This is a genomic window from Pseudomonas sp. IPO3778 (assembly GCF_013386825.1).
Lineage (GTDB): Bacteria > Pseudomonadota > Gammaproteobacteria > Pseudomonadales > Pseudomonadaceae > Aquipseudomonas.
In genome coordinates, this window is record NZ_JACARC010000037.1 from 25,164 (window position 1) to 46,332 (window position 21,169).

The following is a 21,169-nucleotide window of genomic DNA, read 5'->3' on the forward strand; positions in this document are numbered from 1 at the left end:
AAAAGGGAAGCCATGCTTCCCTTTTGTGGTTTCATCACTGGGTTGAGTTAGGGGAAGTCGAGCGCTTCTATCCCGTCGCAGAAGGAGTTAGGGTTCGAGAACCCGGTATACTGCGCAGCCGGTAAACCGCGCCCTGTTGCCCCGGTGTCTACTACCGTGGTGTACGTGACTTCGGCAGGCCCAAACGGCACCTGGGCCAGGAATGGACGGTAAGTCACCTCAACATTAAAGCCATTTGCTACGTTATCAGCCGTCAACGGCGCAGTGGTAATCGTCTCTGTAAAGGGACCCGGTGGCAGCCCTGGGAAATCGTTCTGAATCGTGAGTGTCACTGTCACGGTATTATTCACTACTAACCGTGGGTCGCCGGGAATGAAAAGCTCGGCATAGAGCACAGGTGGCGAACCGGGCATCCGGGTAAGCAACGACTCGCAAGACCACTCGCCGTTAGCATCAATACGCAAATATTCCGCAGGCAACAGCTCCACCGTGACAGCGTCGATTACGTCGACGGTCGTAATCCCTGACGGGTTTTCGTTCGTGGTACCGGGGCCGGTCACGACATAGCTGACCGGCTGCGGGCCATTACCATGACGGGCAACCACGTCCCAGGGAATTTCAAACGTAGCGGTGTCACCGGGCACCGTCGTGCTCAAGGGAAAAGGCCCGACGCGCTCTTTGGACGCACCCCAGAACAAGAAGAATTGATTGTTGGCATGGGGCAATGCAGCAATCGTCCAGAGTGGAATATCGATCCTGACGGGCAGGTTCGCGTCCTCAAAGTGCAGTTCGTTCAACACAGGCGTGGGGCCCGTACCAAACACTTGTGCCAGGTTCAGTGCCGGGTTCACAGAGCCAGGCTCGAGGGTGGGATCCAGTACGGGGCCTTCCACCGACAAGTCAAGCCGCACCGTTTTAACCGGAGAAGGGTAAAAGATGCCATTGCGTTCAATCCGGTAACTCACGTCCACCGACTGCGGGCCAAGCGTCGCCGTGTACGCAGCCTTGATCGTGTCATTCATATTGTACGTATTATCGTCGAAGACCACGGGGAACGTGGACAACGGAGGTGACTGCCGACTAAAGGGCAGCGTTGCCCACTGCACTTCGAACTGGTCCAGCCCTGGGGCATTGTCCACGTAGTCTTCGATATGGACGTCGATCCCTCGCAGGTAATCCGCTATATCGAGCAAATCGTCTGTACTGCCTCCTCTGGGCGCAGGAGCCAAGGGGAGAAAAGGCTCCAGGGGAACCGGATCATCCAGCAATGCCACGGTACGGAAGGCATTGAAAGAAACCCGACTGGTGTTACCGGCCCGGTCAGTGATGGTATAGAAAATATAGTACAAGCCGCTCAGGAGGATATCGGCCGCAGCCAGGAAAAAAGTTGCGCCCGTCGCCGTCATCGGCAAGCCTGGGCCCGTCACCAAATCCCCTGGTGTCGGGAACATGGTCGAACTGAAATAGAGATTGATCGTGTCACCGATTTCAAAGCGCCCGGGCTGGGGGCCGTAGGTATTGGGAGGGATGGTAATCTCCACCCCCCCATTGGCAATGAGAAATGCATTGTCGATGACCGTGCCCGGTGGCACATTCGCGAAGACAGGAGCAGTCGGCTCTTCACGGGACGTCGCGACCGCGTAGGGCGCAATGGTGTCGACCCTGAATGGCGCGGGGTCCGATTCGTCGAAGGAAGGGCCGGGTACCGTGCCAGCATTACGGTACTGTGTGTTTTTTATTTCATAAAGACCATGTTGAAACTCAGGTGGAGGTGCTGGAACAAACCGGGGGATCGGCAAAACCGCCGTCCCGATCTGGAAGGGTGCCACCAGGGTGGCCCAGGATGATGGAGGAAATGTGACAGCGCGTAATTCGACACTCATCCAGTCGGTTGGCCGTGTGATCCCGCCGCCGTTGAGTTCAAGTGTTATACCCTGATCCGCGAGCCTCGCCGGAATCAGGCCTGATGCAACATCCAGCGCCTCGACAATCGTGGGTGCGGTGATAGCCAGAGGCCCTGGCACATTTGTGGCATTGGGGTTGCTGCTCATTTCAATCTCTCCTTACTGTTTAAGGTAGGCGCCGCATAAGTACTCACAAAGTCTCCAGGCCTAATTCGCCCTCGGTACAGAGTTACGCTCGGGTGACTGAAACCTGGACACACTTTCTCCAGCCGAAAGACTTTCGGCCAATCAACGCTCTTCGAAAAAATAGCCGAACCTCCTGAGCACTGGACGTGTGCCAGTGCTCAGGGTCTGAAGCAACCGGACTAAGGCTCGGGGCCGTTACCGTCGATCCAGCAGTAAATGGGATCTGGTTGGGAGCTGTTCACCTCGCGATCGAACTGTACGTACCTGGTCGCAGAGAGGCCGATATCGACACCTGCCCTGCTCACCATGTAGGTTGCCCCGCCTCCCGCATTGTTTTTCAAGGGGCGGATAACACGCTCGACATCACGAATCCAGAAACTGTACCCAGAGGCATCAGCGACCCCATCCCAGAAGTGGGTGAGGGTCTCAACAAGGGAGGGGTCTGGGTTGACATCGGGACTTTGGCCGTACCCCTGGAACCGCATCGTTACCAGGTCCCCATCGCGGATGTCTGCATGAGCGGCAACGAACACCTCGACCCCCTGCCAGATCGGAGGTTGGTTGTCGCAGGTCATGACCCCTCTGGCATTCGTTGCCGCCTGAGGATAGCTGGGCCGTGGATAAGTGACGGGGGGCAGACTGGTCTGCAGCCCAACCCGTGCCACCTGCGAAAACAACGGATTTACGTTGCCGGCACGATCCTCCAACCGGTAGAAACAAAAAAGAAACAGAGCCCCCGGATAAAGGCGGAACACATCACTGGGCACGTCGACGAATATCCGGCCGCTGGCGCTGGCCAGCGGCAACGAAACCAAGGTAGGTACACCCGTTGGCAGCAGATTCAAATCAGAAAAATAGAGCAATATCTTGTCACCCACCTCGCGCCCCAGATAGCCGTCCGGGATTTCCATGGCCACCTGGGGATTGGCGATCAGGTAGGCCTCGGTAATCGGATCAATGGGGAAAATGGCCGGTGGCAGCAAGGCGCCTGCACCAGGCGCATCACGGTCGATTCTGATGGTCCTGACGTCGGAATCATCGAAGCTTGGACTGATTGGCGTTAGGTTATGCACGCGATATTTAAGATCAACGATTGCGCTGCTCAGCAAAAAAGCCTGGGGTATTTGTGCACGGTAAGGAAAGTTTGCCGGGGTCATTGGATTTGGCAGCAAAATAGGGGGCGCATCAACGGGGCGGGCCCCACGCACATTCCATTCGAATACCAGATACTGGTCTCTGCCGGGGCTGGGTAAAAATGCCCACGGTGTTGGAATATCCACCTCAAGATCGGCGAAATAAAACCGTGCGGGCACCAATCCGTCCGGCAATGCTTCGACAACCTCGGGCGCGTCCAGCAGCAGGACGCCACCTGGACCCGACGGCCCATTCACACCGGATTTCCCCGCATGACGGATGCTCATAAAAACCTCCCGTGACTCAGACAATCTCCACGTGCGGGCTGTCAATCGATCCTGCATACCCGCGCTTCTGGACTAATTGAATACCTCCTACACGCTTGCGGATACTGTCAGATCTAACAGGTCTCGCCGCCACTCGTCGGATATCACAGGCAAAAACGCCTATTGAGTCAGCGAAGATTTCCTTGACGAAGCGGGCCCGCTGGTGTTTTCTGAAACCGGTTTCAGTGCAACATCAACTCCAATAAGAAAGGCGCTACCGTGACTCCATTTTCCGCCGCCCAGCGCAGCCGCGTAACCATGCTTGACGTGGCCGAGCGTGCCGGGGTTTCCAAAGCCAGCGTGTCACGCTTTATCGGCGACGACCGTGCCCTGCTCTCCGACGCCATCGCCCTGCGCATCGAACAGGCCATCGACGAACTCGGCTACCGCCCGAACCAGATGGCCCGTGGCCTGAAACGCGGGCGCACCCGCCTGATCGGCATGCTGGTGGCCGATATCCGCAACCCCTATTCAATTGCCGTGATGCACGGTGTGGAAACCGCCTGCCGCCAACACGGCTACAGCCTGGTGGTGTGCAACACCGACCGCGACGACGAGCAGGAGCGCCAGCACCTGGCCGCCCTGCGCGCCTACAACATCGAAGGGTTGATCGTGAATACCCTGGGCCATCACCTTGACCAGCTGCTGGAACTGCAACGGGAAATGCCCCTGGTGCTGGTAGACCGCAAGGTCGAGCCACTGCACAGCGACCTGGTGGGGCTGGATAATCCGGTGGCAGTGCGCATGGCGGTTGAGCACCTTGAACAGCAAGGCTACCGCGACCTGCTTTTGGTCAGCGAAGCGCCCGATGGCACCAGCTCACGGTTGGAGCGGCTGGTGAGTTTCAAGAGCGAAATCGCTCGGCGCCCGCTGCTTACCGGCTCGGTGCTGGAGATCGATAGCGACTTGAACAGCCACCTGCACGCCTTTCTCTCCCGTGATCACGCCGGCCCCAAAGCCTTGTTTTGCGCCAACGGCATCGCCGCGCTGGCCTGCACCCGTGCGCTGAAGGAACTGGGCTGCAACCTGTTTGCCGATATCGGCTTGATCGCCCTGGATGACCTGGACTGGTACCCGTTGGTGGGCAGCGGCATCACGGCCCTCGCCCAGCCCACAGAAGCGATCGGCGCCAGTGCGTTTGACTGTTTGCTCAAGCGGTTGCGCGGGGACACAGCGCCGACACGCACCCTGGATTTTCTGCCGCAATTGATTATCCGAGGCTCGACCCAATCCCTTGTGGGAGCTGGCTTGCCTGCGATGACGGTTTCTCGGGCGAAGCAGTAGTCGACCGACACGCCGCCATCGCAGGCAAGCCAGCTCCCACATGTTTATTTTGCGTATAAAAATGAAACCGGTTTCAGAGGTAAACAACAATGCACAAATACCCCGTTTCCATCAGCCTTTCCAGCTACGGTGCCGACCTGGTCCGCGATCGTGGCCAGCTGAATTTCGTTGAAGTGCTGGCCCGGGCCGGCGCGCAACGCATCGAATGGCGTGAAGAGCTGCTGACCACCGAACAGCCCGCTGAACTGGCCCACGCCGCGGCGGATCACGGCCTGGAGTGCGTGTTTTCCTCGCCCCTGGAACTCTGGGTTGCCGGCCGCTCCCAACCCAACGCCGAACTCGCCGCCACCCTCGACCGCGCCCAGGCGTTCGGCGCCCGCTGGCTGAAAGTCTCCCTGGGTTATTTCACCGACACCAACGACCTGGACAGCTTGAGCGCCCTGCTCAACCGCCACTCGGTCAAGCTGCTGGTGGAAAACGACCAGACCCTGCACGGCGGGCGCATCGAGCCGATGCAGCGGTTTTTCAACGAAGTCGAACGCCTGGCGGTACCGGTGAAAATGACCTTCGATATCGGCAACTGGCAATGGCAGGACCAATCCGCGACCACCGCCGCACGCTTGCTGGGCCGGCATGTGGATTACCTGCACTGCAAGGCCGTGGCCCGGCGAGGCGACGGCAAGCTGGTGGCGCAACCGCCGGGCGCCGCCGACCTGCATCTGTGGGAACAACTGCTCAGGTCTATGACTCAAGGTATTACCCGGGCCGTGGAATTTCCCCTGCAAGGTGATGACCTGGTACAGGTCACCGCACACCAGGTCGCCGCCCTCGCCGTCCTCGGCCAGCCCCGCGTGGAGAACGCAAATGTCTGAGATCGATATTCTGTCGTTTGGTGAAACCATGGCGATGTTTGTCGCCGAGCAGACCGGCGACCTGGCCCAGGTCGCGCAGTTTCACAAACGCATCGCCGGGGCCGACAGCAATGTCGCCATCGGCCTGTCGCGCCTGGGTTTCAACGTGGCATGGTTGAGCCGCGTGGGCGCCGATTCACTCGGCCGTTTTGTGGTGGACACCCTGCAAAACGAAGGCCTGGACTGCCGGCATGTGGCGGTCGACCCGTTGCACCCCACCGGCTTCCAGCTCAAGTCCCGTGAAGAGGCCGGCGATGACCCCCAGGTGGAATACTTCCGCCGTGGCTCGGCGGCCAGCCATTTGTCGGTGGAAGCGATCAAGCCCGAACTGTTGCAAGCCCGGCACCTGCACGCCACCGGGATTCCGCCGGCACTGTCGGACGCCGCCCGCGAGCTGTCGCGCCAGTTGATGACGCAAATGCGCGAGGCGGGCCGCAGCGTGTCCTTCGACCCGAACCTGCGCCCGTCCCTGTGGGCCAATGAGCAACGCATGATCCGCGAAATCAACGCCCTCGCCTGCCTGGCGGACTGGGTGTTGCCGGGCCTGAGCGAAGGCCGCTTGCTCACCGGTTTTGAAGACCCGGCCGACATCGCCGCGTTTTACCTGGACCAGGGCGTGGAAGCCGTGGCCATCAAGCTCGGCCCCCATGGCGCGTATTACCGCACGCAGCTGGACCAGGGTTTCGTTGCCGCTGTGCCAGTGGCCAAGGTGATCGACACCGTAGGCGCCGGCGATGGGTTTGCGGTCGGCATGATCAGCGCGCTGTTGGAAAACCTCAGTTTTGTCGAGGCCGTGCAGCGCGGCAACTGGATCGGCAGCCGCGCAGTGCAGAGCCGCGGCGATATGGAAGGTTTGCCGCTGCGTGAAGATCTCCCCGCCTACGGTAGGAGCGAGCTTGCTCGCGAAGGTGGTTAACGATGACACGGGCCACCTGAATAAACGCGGCGCCCTTACGTTTTTCGCGAGCAAGCTCGCGCCTGCACCACTACCTGTTGCCACAACTACAACAAGCTCAGGAGCAACTTTATGGAACCGTTGAAACTCGCCACCCGCCGTTGGTGGTACATCATGCCCATCGTGTTTATCACCTACAGCCTGGCGTACCTGGACCGCGCCAACTACGGCTTTGCGGCCGCCTCCGGGATGGCCGAAGACCTGATGATCACCCCCGGCATGTCGTCATTGCTCGGCGCGCTGTTCTTCCTCGGCTACTTTTTCTTCCAGGTGCCGGGCGCGATCTACGCGCAAAAGCGCAGCGTGAAGAAGCTGATTTTCGTCAGCCTGATCCTCTGGGGCGGCCTGGCCACCCTGACCGGCATGGTGTCCAACGCCTACATGCTGGTGGTGATCCGCTTCATGCTCGGGGTGGTGGAAGCCGCGGTGATGCCGGCGATGCTGGTGTACCTGTGCCATTGGTTCACCCGCGCCGAACGCTCCCGGGCCAACACCTTCCTGATCCTCGGCAACCCGGTGACCATGATGTGGATGTCGGTGGTCTCGGGCTACCTGGTGCAGCATTTCAGTTGGCGCTGGATGTTTATCATCGAAGGCTTGCCGGCCGTGATCTGGGCGTTTATCTGGTGGAAGCTGGCGGACGAAAAACCCGCCGACGCCAAGTGGCTCAGCGCCCAGCACAAAAAAGACCTGGAAACCGCCCTCGCCGAAGAACAGGTGGGCATCAAGGCGGTGAAAAACTACGCCGAAGCCTTCCGCTCGCCCAAGGTGATCATCCTGGCGCTGCAGTTTTTCTGCTGGAGCATTGGCGTGTACGGCTTCGTATTGTGGCTGCCATCGATCCTCAAGGCCGGCCTGAAGATGGACATGGTCGAGGCCGGCTGGCTGTCGGCGCTGCCGTACCTGGCGGCAGTGATCGGCATGCTGGTGGTGTCCTGGGGTTCGGACAAGCTGCAAAAGCGCAAACGCTTTGTGTGGCCGCCGTTGCTGATCGCCTCCATCGCGTTTTATGCGTCCTACGTGCTCGGCGCCGAACACTTCTGGTGGTCGTACACCCTGCTGGTGATCGCCGGGGCGTGCATGTATGCGCCTTACGGGCCGTTTTTTGCGATCGTGCCGGAAATCCTCCCGGCCAACGTCGCCGGTGGCGCCATGGCGCTGATCAACAGCATGGGCGCCCTCGGTTCGTTTGGCGGCTCGTACCTGGTGGGTTACCTCAACAGCAGCACCGGTTCGCCCGGCGCCTCGTACCTGCTGATGAGCGGTGCGTTGCTGGTGTCGGTGGTGCTGACGATTTTTCTCAAGCCCGGCGCCAGTGACCGCGAACGCGCCCCGCTGCATTCCCTTGAATTGAAGGTAAAGACCTGATGAAAAAGTCTGTCGTGCTCTACAAGAAACTCTCTGCGCCGCTGATGGCCCGCCTGCATGAGCAGGCTGAGGTCACGCTGATTGAATCGCTGGATGACAGCGGCCTGGCCAAGCTGCGGGAGGCCTTGCCGACCGCCCAAGGCTTGCTCGGGGCCAGCCTGCGCCTGGACGCCAAACTGTTGGACCTGGCGCCCAATCTGGAGGCTGTGGCCAGCGTGTCCGTCGGCGTCGACAACTACGACATCGACTACCTGACCGCGCGCGGCATCCTGCTCAGCAACACCCCCGACGTGCTCACCGAAACCACCGCCGATACCGGTTTCGCACTGATCCTCGCCACCGCGCGCCGGGTGGTGGAGCTGGCCACTATGGTGCGCGCCGGCAACTGGAACCAGAACATCGGCCCGCTGCAGTTTGGCAGCGACGTGCACGGCAAGACCCTGGGCATTATCGGCATGGGCCGCATTGGCGAAGCGTTGGCCCAGCGCGGGCACTTCGGTTTTGGCATGCCGGTGATCTACCACAGCCACTCGCCAAAGCCTGCGGTGGAGCAACGTTTCAACGCGGAATACCGCAGCCTGCCGGACCTGCTCCGGGAAGCTGACTTTGTGTGCCTGACCTTGCCACTGACCGCTGAAACCGAAGGTTTGATTGGCGCCAAAGAGTTCGCACTGATGGGACCGGAGACGATCTTTATCAACATCTCCCGGGGCAAGGTGGTGGACGAAGTGGCGCTGATCGAAGCGCTGCAACAGCGCACGATTCGTGCGGCGGGGCTGGATGTGTTTGTGCGGGAACCGCTGGAGCACGATTCGCCGTTGTTGCGCTTGAACAACGTGGTGGCCACGCCGCATATCGGCTCGGCCACCCATGAGACGCGGGAAGCGATGGCGCGGTGTGCCGTGGATAATCTGCTGGCGGCGCTGGCGGGTGAAAAACCGAAGAACCTGGTGAACCCGGCCGCCTGGAAACACTGATTACTGTGGGAGCTGGCTTGCCTGCGATGGCATCAACGGGGTGTACCTGATACACCGAGGCGTCTGCATCGCAGGCAAGCCAGCTCCCACATTTTTGATCGCATTTCAGGTTAGATAACGAAGCGCGCCACCATCCCGTTCAAATCCACCGCCAGGCGCGACAGTTCGTGACTGGCGGCTGAGGTCTGGTTGGCACCCGCTGCCGACTGGGTCGCCAGGTCACGGATATTCACCAGGTTGCGGTCAACCTCGCGGGACACCTGGGCCTGTTCTTCCGAGGCGCTGGCGATCACCAGGTTGCGTTCGTTGATCAGGCTGATGGACTGGGTAATCTGCTCCAGGGCCACACCGGCGGCACGCGCCATTTCCAGGGTGCTTTGGGTGCGCTGGTTGCTCTGCTGCATGGAGTGCACGGCTTCACCGGTACCGCTCTGGATGCCGGCGACCATTTTTTCGATTTCCTGGGTCGATTGCGCAGTGCGATGGGCCAGGGCCCGTACTTCGTCCGCCACCACCGCGAAACCACGACCTGCTTCACCGGCGCGCGCCGCTTCAATCGCCGCGTTAAGGGCCAGCAGGTTGGTCTGTTCGGCAATCGCACGAATCACGTCCAGTACCTTGCCAATGTCACGGCCCTGAGTGGCGAGGCCTTCGATCATCACGGCGGTGTTTTGCACGTCCTGGGTCATGGTCTGGATCGCGCCGACGGTTTCCACGACACGGTCGCGGCCTTCCCGCGCCGCCTGGTTGGACTGGCTGGAGGCTTCAGAGGTGGACACCGCGTTGCGCGCCACTTCTTCCACCGCGGCCGTCATTTCGTTGACCGCCGTGGCGGCCTGGTCGATTTCGTTGTTTTGCTGCTGCAAGCCTTTGGAGGCTTCTTCAGTGACGGCGCTGAGCTCTTCGGCAGCCGAGGCCAGTTGGGTGGCCGAGCCGGCGATGTGCTGGATGGTTTGACGCAGGTTGGTTTGCATGGCGGCCAAGGCGCCCAGCAGGCGGGCGGGTTCGTCCTTGCCGTCGTCCTCGATCACTTTGGTCAGGTTACCGCCCGCGATGATTTCAGCCGCCTCAAGCGCTTTGCGCAACGGCGTCACAATACTGCGAGTCAACAGCCAGGCCAGCAGCACGGTCATCAAGGCCGCGATCACCGAGACAGCGATGATTCCGGTGATAGCGTCCTGATAACTTTGCCCGGCGTCATCGCCGGCCTGTTTCGCATCGGCAGCGTTGATGGTGATCAGTTTATTCAACTGCTCGCCCATCTGATCAGTGCCGTCCTTGATACGGCTGTTGATCAAGGCACGCATGTCTTCAACCTTGTTCTGCTGAGACAAAGCCACCATTTCGGACTGGGCCTGCAGGTAGTTCTCGAGCGTGACAGAGAACGCCTTGTACACCGTTGCCTCTTCCCCCCCGGCAGGCAAGGTCGCGTACGCCGCCTGGGCCGTTTTTACCTTGTCTACCAGTACGGCCATCCGGCCTTGTGCCTCCTGCAAGGCCGCAGGTTCGCGGTTCACCAGCACACGAAAGGACAATATCCGCAGGCGCAGGACGTTTTCGGTCATGGTGGCCAGGTACCCAACGCTGGGCAGTTGGTTGGCGCCCATGTCTACCGACGCCGCACGGATCAGTGTCATACGGTTAGCCGCAAACACTCCCAGGATAATGACGAGTAACGCAATGAAAGCAAAACCGAGAAAAGCTCGAGGGGCGATGTTCAACTGACGGAGGGACATAGGGGGCGCTCTCAGAAGTAGTGGCTGCGAGCATCCCTGCCGCGACACGGCCGGTCAGCGTCAACGCGCTGCTCCAACCTTACGGCGCCACTGTTATCGTTGGTGTGTGGCGCCTACTACTCTTATCGGCAGGGTTTAGGGTTTTCTGTGGAGCAAACGCAAATATATTTCTGAATGTGTGCAGGCATATCGCCACTAACGGTAGCCATCAGCGGCTATCTACCTGGGTCGTCCACTCCCAGCGATCACTTCCTCGCCAGCGCAGAGTTCCTTAAGGGTTCATCCGCACGCTCAGGGCTGGCGGTGTTTGTCGCAGGCTAAGCCTGGGTGCGATACCCGTGACTTTCTGGCATCCTGCGCCTCCTTTTTCCTGCCCGGGCCCGTATTTTGTCTGACGCTCAAACCCCTCGCCCCCGTTATAAATCCGACCTGATCTACGGCCTGGAAGATCGCCCGCATTTCAGCGCGGCGATCTTTGCCGCCCTGCAACATGTGCTGGCCAGCTTTGTCGGCATCATCACCCCGACGCTGATCGTTGGCGGCGTACTCGGCCTTGAAAGCGAAGTGCCGTACCTGGTGAGCATGGCGTTGTTTGTGTCGGGGCTCGGCACCTTTGTGCAGGCCCGCACGTTCGGCCCGGTGGGTTCGGGCCTGCTGTGCCTGCAAGGCACCAGTTTTTCGTTTATCAGCGTGATCCTGAGCGCCGGCTTTATGGTCAAGGCCCGGGGCGGCGGCACCGATGAGATCCTGTCGACCATCTTTGGCATCTGTTTCTTCGCGGCGTTTATCGAAGTGGTGCTCAGCCAGTTCATCGGCAAGCTGCGCAAGCTGATCACCCCGGTGGTGACCGGCACCATCATTACCCTGATGGGCTTGTCGCTGATCAAGGTGGCGGTCACCGACATGGCAGGCGGGTTTGGCGCCAGTGACCTGGGCGCCGCCAGCAACATGGGCCTCGCGGCCCTGGTATTGCTGACCATCGTGGTGCTCAACCGCTTCAACAACCCGTTCCTGCGCCTGGGTTCGATCGTGATCGGCCTGACCCTCGGGTTTGTGGTGGCCTGGTGGCTGGGCCGCGTCGACCTGGGCGCCCTGCCCCAGTTGCCATTGATCAGCGTGCCGGTGCCGTTCAAGTACGGCTTCTCGTTCGACTGGGTGGCGTTTATCCCGGTGGCGGTGATCTTCCTGATTTCGCCCCTGGAAGCGGCCGGTGACCTGACGGCCAACTCGATGATTTCCCAACAGCCGGTCAAGGGCCCGCTGTACATCAAGCGCATCAAGTCCGGCTTGCTGGCCGACGGCCTTAACTCGGTGATGGCGGCCACCTTCAACAGCCTGCCCATGGTGACCTTCGCCCAGAACAACGGGGTGATCCAGTTGACCGGCGTGGCCAGCCGTTATGTGGCGTATTTCATCGCCGGGCTGCTGGTGTTGCTGGGGCTGTTCCCGATGATCGGCGCGGTGCTGCAACTGATGCCCAAGCCGGTGCTGGGGGGCGCCACCCTGATCATGTTCGGCACCGTGGCGGTGGCCGGCATCAAGATCCTTGCCGAGGCCGGCCTGCACCGGCGCAACGTGCTGATCGTGGCGATCTCCTTAGGGATGGGCCTGGGCGTGGCGGCGGTACCGGAGGTGCTGCGGGAGCTGCCCAAGGCGCTGCACAACATCTTCGAGTCGCCGATCACCGTGGGAGCGTTCTGCGCTATCGTGCTGAACATCTTCCTGCCTGAGGAGTTCATAGAACTGGAAGAAGATGAATTTGATCCGGAAGCCTCCACCCTCAAGGTGATGCAGGACCCGGACGTCACGAAATAGGAGAACCCGTTTATGCGCAAGCTCATGGTCCTGTCACTGCTGCTCCTCAGCCTGAGCGCCTGCGCGCTGTTCCCTGACCGGGATCCGGTGAACATCAACGTGGTGGGCATTGAGCCGCTGCAAAGCCAGGACCTGGAGGTGCGTTTTGCGGTGAAGTTGCGGGTGCAGAATCCTAACGAGACGGCGATCGATTACAGCGGCGTGGCCCTGGACCTGGAGGTCAATGGCCGGCCATTGGCGTCGGGGGTGAGTGACCAGGGGGGTTCGATCCCACGGTTTTCGGAGACGGTGCTGACGGTGCCGGTAAGTGTTTCGGCGTTTTCGGTGTTGCGTCAGACCCTTGGCTTGAGCCAGACCCAGAGTTTGAATAACCTGCCTTATGTGTTGCGCGGGAAGCTGGCGGGTGGGCTGTTTGGCACTATGCGCTTTGTGGATCGCGGGACGTTGGACTTGCCTAATACCGCCACTTGGTAATGATCACGGAGCGCCTCGCGACATGGACGCTATACCTACGTTGTATACGGAACGTTTGATTCTGCGGCCGCTGACGATGGGGGATGCCGAGGGGGTGCAGCGGCAGTTTCCCCATTGGGAAGTCGTGCGTTATCTGAATGCCCAGGTGCCTTGGCCCTACCCGGCGGATGGGGCGCGCAGCTATCTGGAGCATGTCGCGTTGCCGGCCATGGCGCGGGGTGAGGAGTGGCATTGGTCGATCCGGCTGAAAAGCGCGCCTGAGGCGTTGATCGGGAATGTCAGCCTGATGGATGAGGTGGATAACAACCGGGGCTTTTGGCTCGCGCCGCAATGGCAGGGTCAGGGGTTGATGGCCGAGGCCAGTGCGGCGGTGACCGAGTATTGGTTTGAGGTGCTCGGGCGGCCTTTGATGAGAGTACCGAAGGCAGCGCCGAACCTGGCTTCGCGCAGGATTTCCGAGCGTACGGGGATGCGTTTGATTCGCACCGATGAAGGGCGGTTTGTGGAAGGTAATTTCCCTAAGGACATCTGGGAAATTACCCGCGAGGAATGGCTGATCAGGCAGCAGCAAGCGTAGTCGCTGACGCTTGCGGATCGCTGTCGATACGCTGAATTTTCCCGACCATGACCAGGTAGCACAGGATGGCGAGGATCGCGTGAGCCGACACGTAGATCAGCGCGCCTTCAAAGGATCCGGTGGTGGCGATGATTGCGCCGATGACAATCGGCGTGGTGATCCCTGCCGCATTGCCGAATCCGTTGAAAAGCCCGCCGCACAGGCCGGCAATATGTTTGGGCGCCGTGTCTGCGATCACTGCCCAGCCCACCGCACCAAAGCCTTTTCCGAAATACGCGACCGCCATGATGCCAACCACCAGCCATTCAGCGTCCACGTAGTTGCACGCGACCATCGTCATTGACATCAACATGCCGACCACCAGCGGCGCCTTGCGGGCGAAGGTCAGCGAATGGCCTCTGCGAATGAGCGCATCGGAGATGATTCCACCCAGTACGCCGCCGGCAAAGCCGCAAATCGCCGGCAGCGACGCAACGAACCCGGCCTTCAGGATAGACATGCCGCGCGCTTGCACCAGATACACCGGAAACCAGGTCAGGAAAAAATACGAGAGCGTGTTGATGCAGTATTGGCCGATAAACACGCCGAGCATCATGCGGCTGCCCAGCAGCTGTTTGAAGTGCACAAGACGCGGCCGGGTGAATTCGTTCTGCACCCCGATCTGATCCATTTCGATCAGGCCGCCGCCCTCGGAAATCAGCTTCAACTCCGCCTCATTCACGTGTGGGTGCTGGCGCGGCGCGTGAATGGTCTTGAGCCAGATCAATGACATCACGATGCCAATCCCGCCCATCACCAGAAACACGTAATGCCAGCCATAGTGGTACGTGATCCAGCCCATCAACGGCGCGAACAGCACCGTTGCAAAGTACTGCGCCGAGGTAAAGATACCCGCGGCCGTCCCCCTTTCTGCGGTAGGAAACCATGCTGCGGCAATACGGCTGTTCCCCGGGAATGACGGCGACTCCGCCAGGCCTACCATGAAGCGCAGAATGAACAGCGTGACAATCGCCGCCCCCACACTCAAGAAGCCAACGCCCGCCTGCAGCAGCGTGAACAATGACCAGAGAAAGATGCTCCAGGCATACACGCGCTTGGAGCCAAATCGGTCCAGCAGCCAGCCGCCGGGAATCTGCCCGATGACATAGGCCCAGGCGAACGCCGAGAAAATAATGCCCATGTGCACCGGGTCCAGCCCGAGGTCTTTCTGCAACGATGAGCCGACAATTGAGAGGGTGGCGCGATCGGCATAGTTGAGCGTGGTGACCACGAACAGCATAAGCAGGATCAGATAACGAATGCGGGTAGGTTTTTCGGACATGACAGAACCCCTGTTTTATTTTTGTGGGTGATCAGTGCGAGTGAGAGGTACGGCCGCCCCGGCGTGGCACGGCCGCAGGCGGTCATTCGTCGCGCGCGGGAACGCGGGCGATCATTGTTGGCGGTCGTAAAAATTCAAAATCGCAGCCCTTGTCGGCCTGGGTGATCTGTTCGAAGAACAGGCGACGATAACCTCGTTCGGCATCGACGGGTTTAGGTAGCACGAGCGCTTCACGGCGTCGGACCAATTCGTCGGCGCTGACCAGCAATTCCAGAGACCGCGCGGACACGCTCAGGCGGATCCGGTCACCGTTTTGCACCAGGGCCAGGGGCCCGCCCAGCGCCGCTTCCGGGGTCACGTGCAGCACGATGGTGCCCGCCGCCGTGCCACTCATGCGGCCATCCGAGATTCGCACCATGTCCTTTACGCCCGCCCGCGCGAGTTTTTTTGGAATCGGCAGGTAGCCTGCCTCGGGCATGCCCGGTGCGCCAAGCGGGCCGATGTTCTTCAGCACCAGCACATCGTCGGCATTGACGTCCAACGCCGGGTCATCAATACGGTTGGCCATGTCCTCCGAGTTTTCGAACACCACGGCGCGCCCCTCATGCTCCATCAGCACAGGGTTGGCCGCCGACTGCTTGATGATCGCGCCCTCCGGTGCCAGGTTGCCGCGCAGGAACGCGATACCGCCAACCGGATAGATCGGGTCAGCGATGGACCGTACGACGTGCTGGGCAAACGGCGCCACCTCGTCCAACTCTTCGCCCAGGGTGCGTCCGGTCACGGTCAGCGCGTCCAGGTGCAGCAAAGGGCGCAGTTCACGCAGCACGGTAGGCATGCCCCCGGCAAAATGCAGGTCTTCCATGTAGAACTGCCCGGAAGGCTTCAGGTCCACCAGCACCGGCGTTTCACGGCTCATCCGGTCGAAGGCTTCCAGGTCGATTTCGAACCCCATGCGCCCGGCAATGGCGGTCAGGTGAATAATGCCGTTGGTGGACCCACCAATGGCCAGCAACACGCGAAGTGCGTTCTCGAACGCTTTTGCCGTCAGGATCTTGTCCGGCGTGAGGCCATCGCGCGCCATCTGTACCGCTTGCTTGCCGGTCAATTCGGCGATGCGTATACGGTCAGCCGTAACGGCTGGCGGCGAAGCGCCACCGGGCATCACGATACCCAGCGCTTCGCCCAGGCATGCCATGGTGCTAGCGGTGCCCATAACAGAGCAGGTCCCAATGCTGGCGACCAGTTTGGAGTTGACCTCGTTGATCTCTGCCTCGTCGATCTGCTGCCCGCGGAACATCCCCCAGTAGCGCCGGCAGTCGGTGCAGGCCCCTACCCGTTCCCCACGGTGCCCGCCGGTGAGCATTGAGCCGGTTATCAACTGCACCGTGGGAATGTTTGCCGACGCGGCGCCCATCAATTGCGCCGGCACGGTCTTGTCGCAGCCACCGATGAGCACCACGGCATCCATCGGCTGGGCGCGGATCATTTCCTCGGTGTCCATGGACATCAGGTTGCGCAAATACATGCTGGTGGGCGACGAGAAACTTTCAGCGATGGAGATCGTCGGGAAATCGATAGGCAGCCCACCCGCCATCAACACCCCGCGCTTGACCGCCTCAATCAGTTGCGGCGCATTTCCGTGGCAGGGGTTGTAGCCGCTGCCGGTGTTGGCAATGCCCACGATGATGCGGTCCAACGCCTCATCCGTGTAGCCCGCGCCTTTGATAAACGCCTTGCGCAGGAACAAGGAAAAGCCGCTATCGCCGTAATTGGTCAGGCCTTTGCGGATGCCGGAGGGCACCACCACTGAAGGTTTGTGTGCATTGTCTGTCATGCGAATCTCGCTATCGACTATATTATTGATAATATTGTCGACATATTTAGGCATGCTCATGTCATGAAGGCAACTCCCTTAACGAAAATTCCCCTGGGGCGCGTGTTGACGTACATTTAGCCCCCCGGGAGAGGCTTGTGTGGCCACTTGCGGCCTATCGACAGTCAATCTCGAACCACGGACATCGCACAGCGTGAGCAAAGCAGACCAAGGCAGTGACGAACCGACCATGCAACTGGTCGTCGAAATACTCGAAGAAGAGATCGTGCTAGGGGTTTTGCACCCCCGCGAACGCTTGGTCGAAGATGACCTGCTCAGCCGATTTCAGCTAAAGCGTCACGTCGTGCGCCAAGTGTTGATCGAGTTGGAACGCATGGGCCTGGTGGAGCGCAAACGCAACATCGGTGCGCTGGTGAAGGCCTATAGCGTTGAGGAAGTGAAGAATCTGTACGCCGTACGCGAGTTGATGGAAACCCATTGTGTGGGGATCATCCCTTTGCCTGTGCCACTCCCGGCACTGGACACCCTCATCGCGGTGCAGCACGAACACGACGTGGCCGCAGCCGCTGGGGATTTGCGGCGAGTATTCCGCGCCAACATCACCTTTCACCGAACATTGTTCGGGCTTTCGAACAACCCGATCCTGGTGGATGCTATACAGGACCATGCCCAGCGAGCCCATTCGGTTCGCACCTCGACCTTGGTACTGCCCGAACAACTGGAACGCGCCCGCCGCGAGCACTGGCAGATCATTGAAGCGCTGCGCGAAGGCGACCGCGAGCAACTGATCCGCGTGTGCCGCGATCACCTCACACCCTCCCTGGAGGCCTATATCGCGGCACACAATCGCCGGGCCCATGGCAGCAGCCTGGCGTCACAGGCGGGATAAGGAGCGCCCCGCTACGCCCTTCCTGGCGTTGCCCTTCACTCGGCAATAAACCGCACACCCGGCTTGGCCCGTTCATCCACCGTCAGCTCGAAAATATCAGGCCGGGCATAGTGCCCAACCACGTCATAGTCATACCGCGCCCGCACCAGGTCATCGGTGTCAATTTGCGCCGTCAATAGCCCCGCGCCACCCAACAGCGGCCCGGCAAGGAGGTCGCCCATGGGCCCGACGATGACGCTGCCGCCGGCAATCAACGGCCGATCATCCGGCCAGTGGGCAACCTGCACGCCCAATGCCTCTGGCGACGCTTGTACCTGGCACCCACTGACCACAAAACACCGGCCCTCATGGGCTATGTGCCGCATGCTCACCTGCCACATCTCGCGCTCGTCCACCGTTGGCGCGCACCACACGTGGACGCCCTTGGCGTACATCGCCGTACGCAGCAACGGCATCATGTTCTCCCAGCACACCGCGCCACCGATGCGCCCCACCGCCGTCTCAATCACCGGTAAGGTCGAGCCGTCACCCTTGCCCCAGATCAACCGCTCGGTGCCGGTAGGCATTAACTTGCGATGCTTGGCCACCAACCCGCCAACCGGCTCGATATACAACACTGTGCAATACAATGTGCTGCCACTGCGCTCGATCACGCCCACCACCAGGCTCGCCCCGGTGCGCGCCGATAGCCCGGTCAGCGCCTCGGTCTCTGTGCCCGGCACATCAATCGCGTTGGCAAAATAACGGGCGAAGGCTTCACGGCCTTCGGGCAGGCGATAACCCAACTGTGTGCCGAAGTTTTCACCCTTGGGGTAACCCCCCAGCAACGCCTCGGGCATCACCACCAGTTGCGCACCGCTGCGCAGGATTTCGTCCTCGTAGGACAGGATCTGTTCCAGGGTTTCAGCCTTGCCGCCGGGCAAGGCGCCGATTTGCAGGGCAGCCACGGTAGAAATGGGCATTGCGAGCACTCCGAATCAATGGGATGGCCCATTCTCCGGCGTCCGGCGCTCATGAATAAAGCCCACCTTGTTGCTAACTGATATGAGCCAAATCACTATCGGCCGCCGTCAATTCACGTCTTTCAAGGCGCTGGCCAGGGCTTCGATAAACCGTTCGAGGGTCGGCGGCAATGAGCGTTTGGGCATGGTCAGGACTTGAATCGCCCGGTCCGAAAATTGCGGGTTCGACAGGGCAACCGATATCAGGTCGTCACTTCCATTGGCTCGATGGCTGATCGACCCACCAAACGCGATGGTGTCCGTGTGGCGAACGAACTCATGGATGGCGCCCGAGTAATTGCAGGTCATGACATGGTTAAACGTCAGCCCTTCCATCTGGCACACCAGGTCGAACAATTGGCGCTGGGTAGAGCCTTGTGGGGTCAGCGCCAGCGGGTAAGGTGCCAGCGCCCGAAGCGGCAGTTGCTTGAGTGCCGCCAACGGGTGCCCCACCCGCATCACGGCGCGGATCGGCGAGCGACTTGAATGCAGGACTTCAACGCCTTCAATGGGTGCGGTGCTGAACACCAACCCCACATCAGCCTCGCCGCGCCTCACTTTCTCCGCACAGTCGTGAGGCGACATCACCTCCAGCACATACTGGAACGCCGGGTTGTGCTGGTAATGCCGGATCAGCACCTGGGGCAGGAAGTAACGGGAAAGCCCCTCGGTTGATACCAGCCGGACAACTTTCGCACCGGGGTAATCACCGGCGCGCAACTCAGACAGCAGGCTTTGTTCTTCCAGCGAGGCGCGTCGGGCGTGGTCGGCCAGGGCGCTGCCGGCCGCCGTCGGCTGCATGCCCCGCGGGCGTCGCTCGAACAACGGCACACCGATGTTTTCTTCCAGCAATGCGATCTGGCGACTGACTGCACTGGGCGCGATGTGCAGGCGTTCGCCGGCGGCGGCCAGTGACCCTGAATCGATCACGGCCAGGAAATAGCGGTAGTCCACGGTTTGACTCCTTCACCAAAGCATCTATTTATTAGAAGTCAAACGTCAAAAAACAGCAATATACAGTACGACAACGGGCTCCTATATTGGGTTGAATCCCCGCCCACACCGGAACTGTCATGTCCAAGCAACAAGCGCTCGCGAGTGTTCGCCAGTACCTGGCCGATGGCCATTTTGAAGCCGACTTACGCCGCCGGATCGCCATTCGCAGCGAAAGCCAGAACCCCGGCCAGGCCCACGAACTGATGCGGTACCTGCAACAGGAAATTCAGCCGGCGCTGATCGCCATGGGTTTTGAATGCCAACTGCTCGATAACCCGTCCGGCGCCGGGCCTTTGCTGTTTGCGTCACGCCACGAAGGGGCCGATTTGCCCACGGTACTGACGTACGGGCATGGCGACGTGGTGCTCGGCTATGACGAGCAATGGCGCGAGGGCCTCAGCCCCTGGGCGCTGACCGTGGAAGGTGATCGTTGGTACGGCCGCGGCACCGCGGATAACAAAGGCCAGCACAGCGTCAACCTGACGGCCCTCGAACACGTCATCCAGCAACGGGAAGGACGCCTGGGCTTTAACGTCAAAGTGCTGTTTGAAACCGGCGAAGAATGCGGTTCTCCCGGGCTGCGGGAGGTGTGCACGGCGCACCGGGACCTGTTGCAGGCGGATGTGTTCATCGCCTCGGACGGGCCGCGCCTGAACGACAGCCGCCCGACAATATTTCTCGGTTCCCGGGGTTCCGCGCTGTTTTCCCTCAACGTCACAGCGCGGGACAAGGGCCTGCACTCCGGCAACTGGGGCGGCGTGATGTCCAACCCCGCCGTGGTGCTGGCCAACGCACTGGCCAGCCTGGTGGACCAGAACGGTCGTATTCGCTGCCGCACGCTGGTGCCTTCGTCCATCCCCGACTCGGTGCGCGATGCCATTCGCGACCTGGATATCCACCAGCACTCCCTGGGCCGCGCCCTGGACGTGGATTGGGGCGAGCCTGGCCTGACCCTGGGTGAGCGACTGTTCGGTTGGAACACCATTGAAGTCCTGGCCTTTACTGCGGGCAATCCGGCCAAACCCGTCAACGCCATTCCGCCCAGCGCCACCGCCCATTGCCAACTGCGCTTTGTGGTGGGCACCGACTGGCAACACCTGGAGCACCTGCTGCGCCAGCACCTGGATGCCGAGGGGTTTGAACAGGTCACTGTCGTGATTGATCGCTGCACCCCCGCCAGCCGGCTGGACCCGGACAACCCGTGGGTGCGCTTCGCCAAACAGTCGATTGCCGACGCCACCCCTCGGCACATCGCCGTATTACCCAACCTGGCGGGCACCTTGCCCAACGATATCTTCGCTGACGTGCTGGGTTTGCCCACGTTGTGGATACCGCACTCCTACCCGGGTTGTTCGCAACATGCCCCGGATGAACATGTGTTGGGCTCGGTCGTCCTCGAAGGGCTGCAAATCATGACCTCGCTTTTCTGGGACCTGGGTCACCTCACGCCCTTTCACCCACAATAAAAAATCGGGGTC

General features: G+C 60.7%; 17 protein-coding genes. 10 read left to right on the top strand and 7 right to left on the bottom strand.

The window, feature by feature from the left end:
• Nucleotides 1-47 precede the first annotated feature (47 nt).
• Nucleotides 48-2,051: a hypothetical protein gene (locus tag HX855_RS18535; protein ID WP_177088039.1), complete on the bottom strand. Its 2,004-nt coding sequence runs from the start codon at nt 2,049-2,051 to the stop codon at nt 48-50.
• 218 nt (nt 2,052-2,269) lie between these two features.
• On the bottom strand, nt 2,270-3,511 hold the full coding sequence (locus HX855_RS18540) for a hypothetical protein (RefSeq protein WP_177088041.1): 1,242 nt from the start codon (nt 3,509-3,511) through the stop codon (nt 2,270-2,272).
• 258 nt (nt 3,512-3,769) lie between these two features.
• Here HX855_RS18540 and HX855_RS18545 point away from each other — a divergent pair, with 258 nt between their 5' ends.
• The 5 genes from HX855_RS18545 to HX855_RS18565 all read left to right on the top strand — a co-directional run bounded on the left by HX855_RS18545 (nt 3,770) and on the right by HX855_RS18565 (nt 9,045).
• Nucleotides 3,770-4,834: a LacI family DNA-binding transcriptional regulator gene (locus HX855_RS18545; RefSeq protein ID WP_177088043.1), complete on the top strand. Its 1,065-nt coding sequence runs from the start codon at nt 3,770-3,772 to the stop codon at nt 4,832-4,834.
• A gap of 89 nt (nt 4,835-4,923) precedes the next feature.
• Nucleotides 4,924-5,706, top strand: a complete 783-nt coding sequence (locus HX855_RS18550; protein ID WP_177088045.1) for a sugar phosphate isomerase/epimerase — start codon at nt 4,924-4,926, stop codon at nt 5,704-5,706.
• Nucleotides 5,699-6,661, top strand: a complete 963-nt coding sequence (locus tag HX855_RS18555) for a sugar kinase (RefSeq protein ID WP_177088047.1) — start codon at nt 5,699-5,701, stop codon at nt 6,659-6,661. Before HX855_RS18550 ends, HX855_RS18555 begins: the two co-directional genes overlap by 8 nt.
• A gap of 111 nt (nt 6,662-6,772) precedes the next feature.
• Nucleotides 6,773-8,068: an MFS transporter gene (locus HX855_RS18560; RefSeq protein ID WP_177088049.1), complete on the top strand. Its 1,296-nt coding sequence runs from the start codon at nt 6,773-6,775 to the stop codon at nt 8,066-8,068.
• Nucleotides 8,068-9,045, top strand: a complete 978-nt coding sequence (locus HX855_RS18565; protein ID WP_177088051.1) for a D-glycerate dehydrogenase — start codon at nt 8,068-8,070, stop codon at nt 9,043-9,045. The genes HX855_RS18560 and HX855_RS18565 overlap by 1 nt, the downstream gene beginning before the upstream one ends.
• A 110-nt stretch (nt 9,046-9,155) precedes the next feature.
• Here the strand turns inward: HX855_RS18565 and HX855_RS18570 are convergent, their stop codons facing one another.
• Nucleotides 9,156-10,781: a methyl-accepting chemotaxis protein gene (locus HX855_RS18570; RefSeq protein ID WP_177088053.1), complete on the bottom strand. Its 1,626-nt coding sequence runs from the start codon at nt 10,779-10,781 to the stop codon at nt 9,156-9,158.
• 387 nt (nt 10,782-11,168) lie between these two features.
• Between HX855_RS18570 and HX855_RS18575 the strand changes: the two genes are divergently transcribed.
• The 3 genes from HX855_RS18575 to HX855_RS18585 are packed head-to-tail and all read left to right on the top strand — an operon-like array spanning nt 11,169 to nt 13,647.
• A complete protein-coding gene (locus HX855_RS18575; protein WP_177088055.1) occupies nt 11,169-12,596 on the top strand; it encodes a nucleobase:cation symporter-2 family protein in 1,428 nt (475 codons plus the stop codon).
• Nucleotides 12,597-12,608: 12 nt separating this feature from the next.
• Entirely contained in the window at nt 12,609-13,070 is a 462-nt protein-coding gene (locus tag HX855_RS18580; protein WP_010165547.1) for an LEA type 2 family protein, read from the top strand.
• Nucleotides 13,071-13,092: 22 nt separating this feature from the next.
• Nucleotides 13,093-13,647, top strand: a complete 555-nt coding sequence (locus HX855_RS18585) for a GNAT family N-acetyltransferase (protein ID WP_177088057.1) — start codon at nt 13,093-13,095, stop codon at nt 13,645-13,647.
• On the opposite strand, the gene HX855_RS18590 is transcribed toward HX855_RS18585, so the two are convergent.
• Complete coding sequence (locus tag HX855_RS18590; RefSeq protein ID WP_177088059.1) at nt 13,628-14,968, bottom strand: MFS transporter; 1,341 nt, start codon at nt 14,966-14,968, stop codon at nt 13,628-13,630. The genes HX855_RS18585 and HX855_RS18590 overlap by 20 nt on opposite strands.
• Before the next feature lie 82 nt (nt 14,969-15,050).
• Complete coding sequence (locus HX855_RS18595) at nt 15,051-16,805, bottom strand: IlvD/Edd family dehydratase (protein ID WP_177088061.1); 1,755 nt, start codon at nt 16,803-16,805, stop codon at nt 15,051-15,053.
• Between the two features lie 193 nt (nt 16,806-16,998).
• Here HX855_RS18595 and HX855_RS18600 point away from each other — a divergent pair, with 193 nt between their 5' ends.
• On the top strand, nt 16,999-17,694 hold the full coding sequence (locus tag HX855_RS18600; protein WP_218175909.1) for a GntR family transcriptional regulator: 696 nt from the start codon (nt 16,999-17,001) through the stop codon (nt 17,692-17,694).
• Nucleotides 17,695-17,729: 35 nt separating this feature from the next.
• Here the strand turns inward: HX855_RS18600 and HX855_RS18605 are convergent, their stop codons facing one another.
• Together HX855_RS18605 and HX855_RS18610 are read right to left on the bottom strand one after the other, a co-directional pair.
• Complete coding sequence (locus HX855_RS18605) at nt 17,730-18,656, bottom strand: carbon-nitrogen hydrolase family protein (protein WP_177088063.1); 927 nt, start codon at nt 18,654-18,656, stop codon at nt 17,730-17,732.
• Nucleotides 18,657-18,764: 108 nt separating this feature from the next.
• A complete protein-coding gene (locus HX855_RS18610) occupies nt 18,765-19,649 on the bottom strand; it encodes a LysR family transcriptional regulator (protein WP_177088065.1) in 885 nt (294 codons plus the stop codon).
• Between the two features lie 119 nt (nt 19,650-19,768).
• Here HX855_RS18610 and HX855_RS18615 point away from each other — a divergent pair, with 119 nt between their 5' ends.
• Nucleotides 19,769-21,157 carry a M20 family metallopeptidase gene (locus tag HX855_RS18615; RefSeq protein WP_177088067.1) on the top strand — a complete coding sequence of 463 codons (1,389 nt, stop codon included), beginning with the start codon at nt 19,769-19,771 and terminating at the stop codon, nt 21,155-21,157.
• Nucleotides 21,158-21,169: the final 12 nt, after the last annotated feature.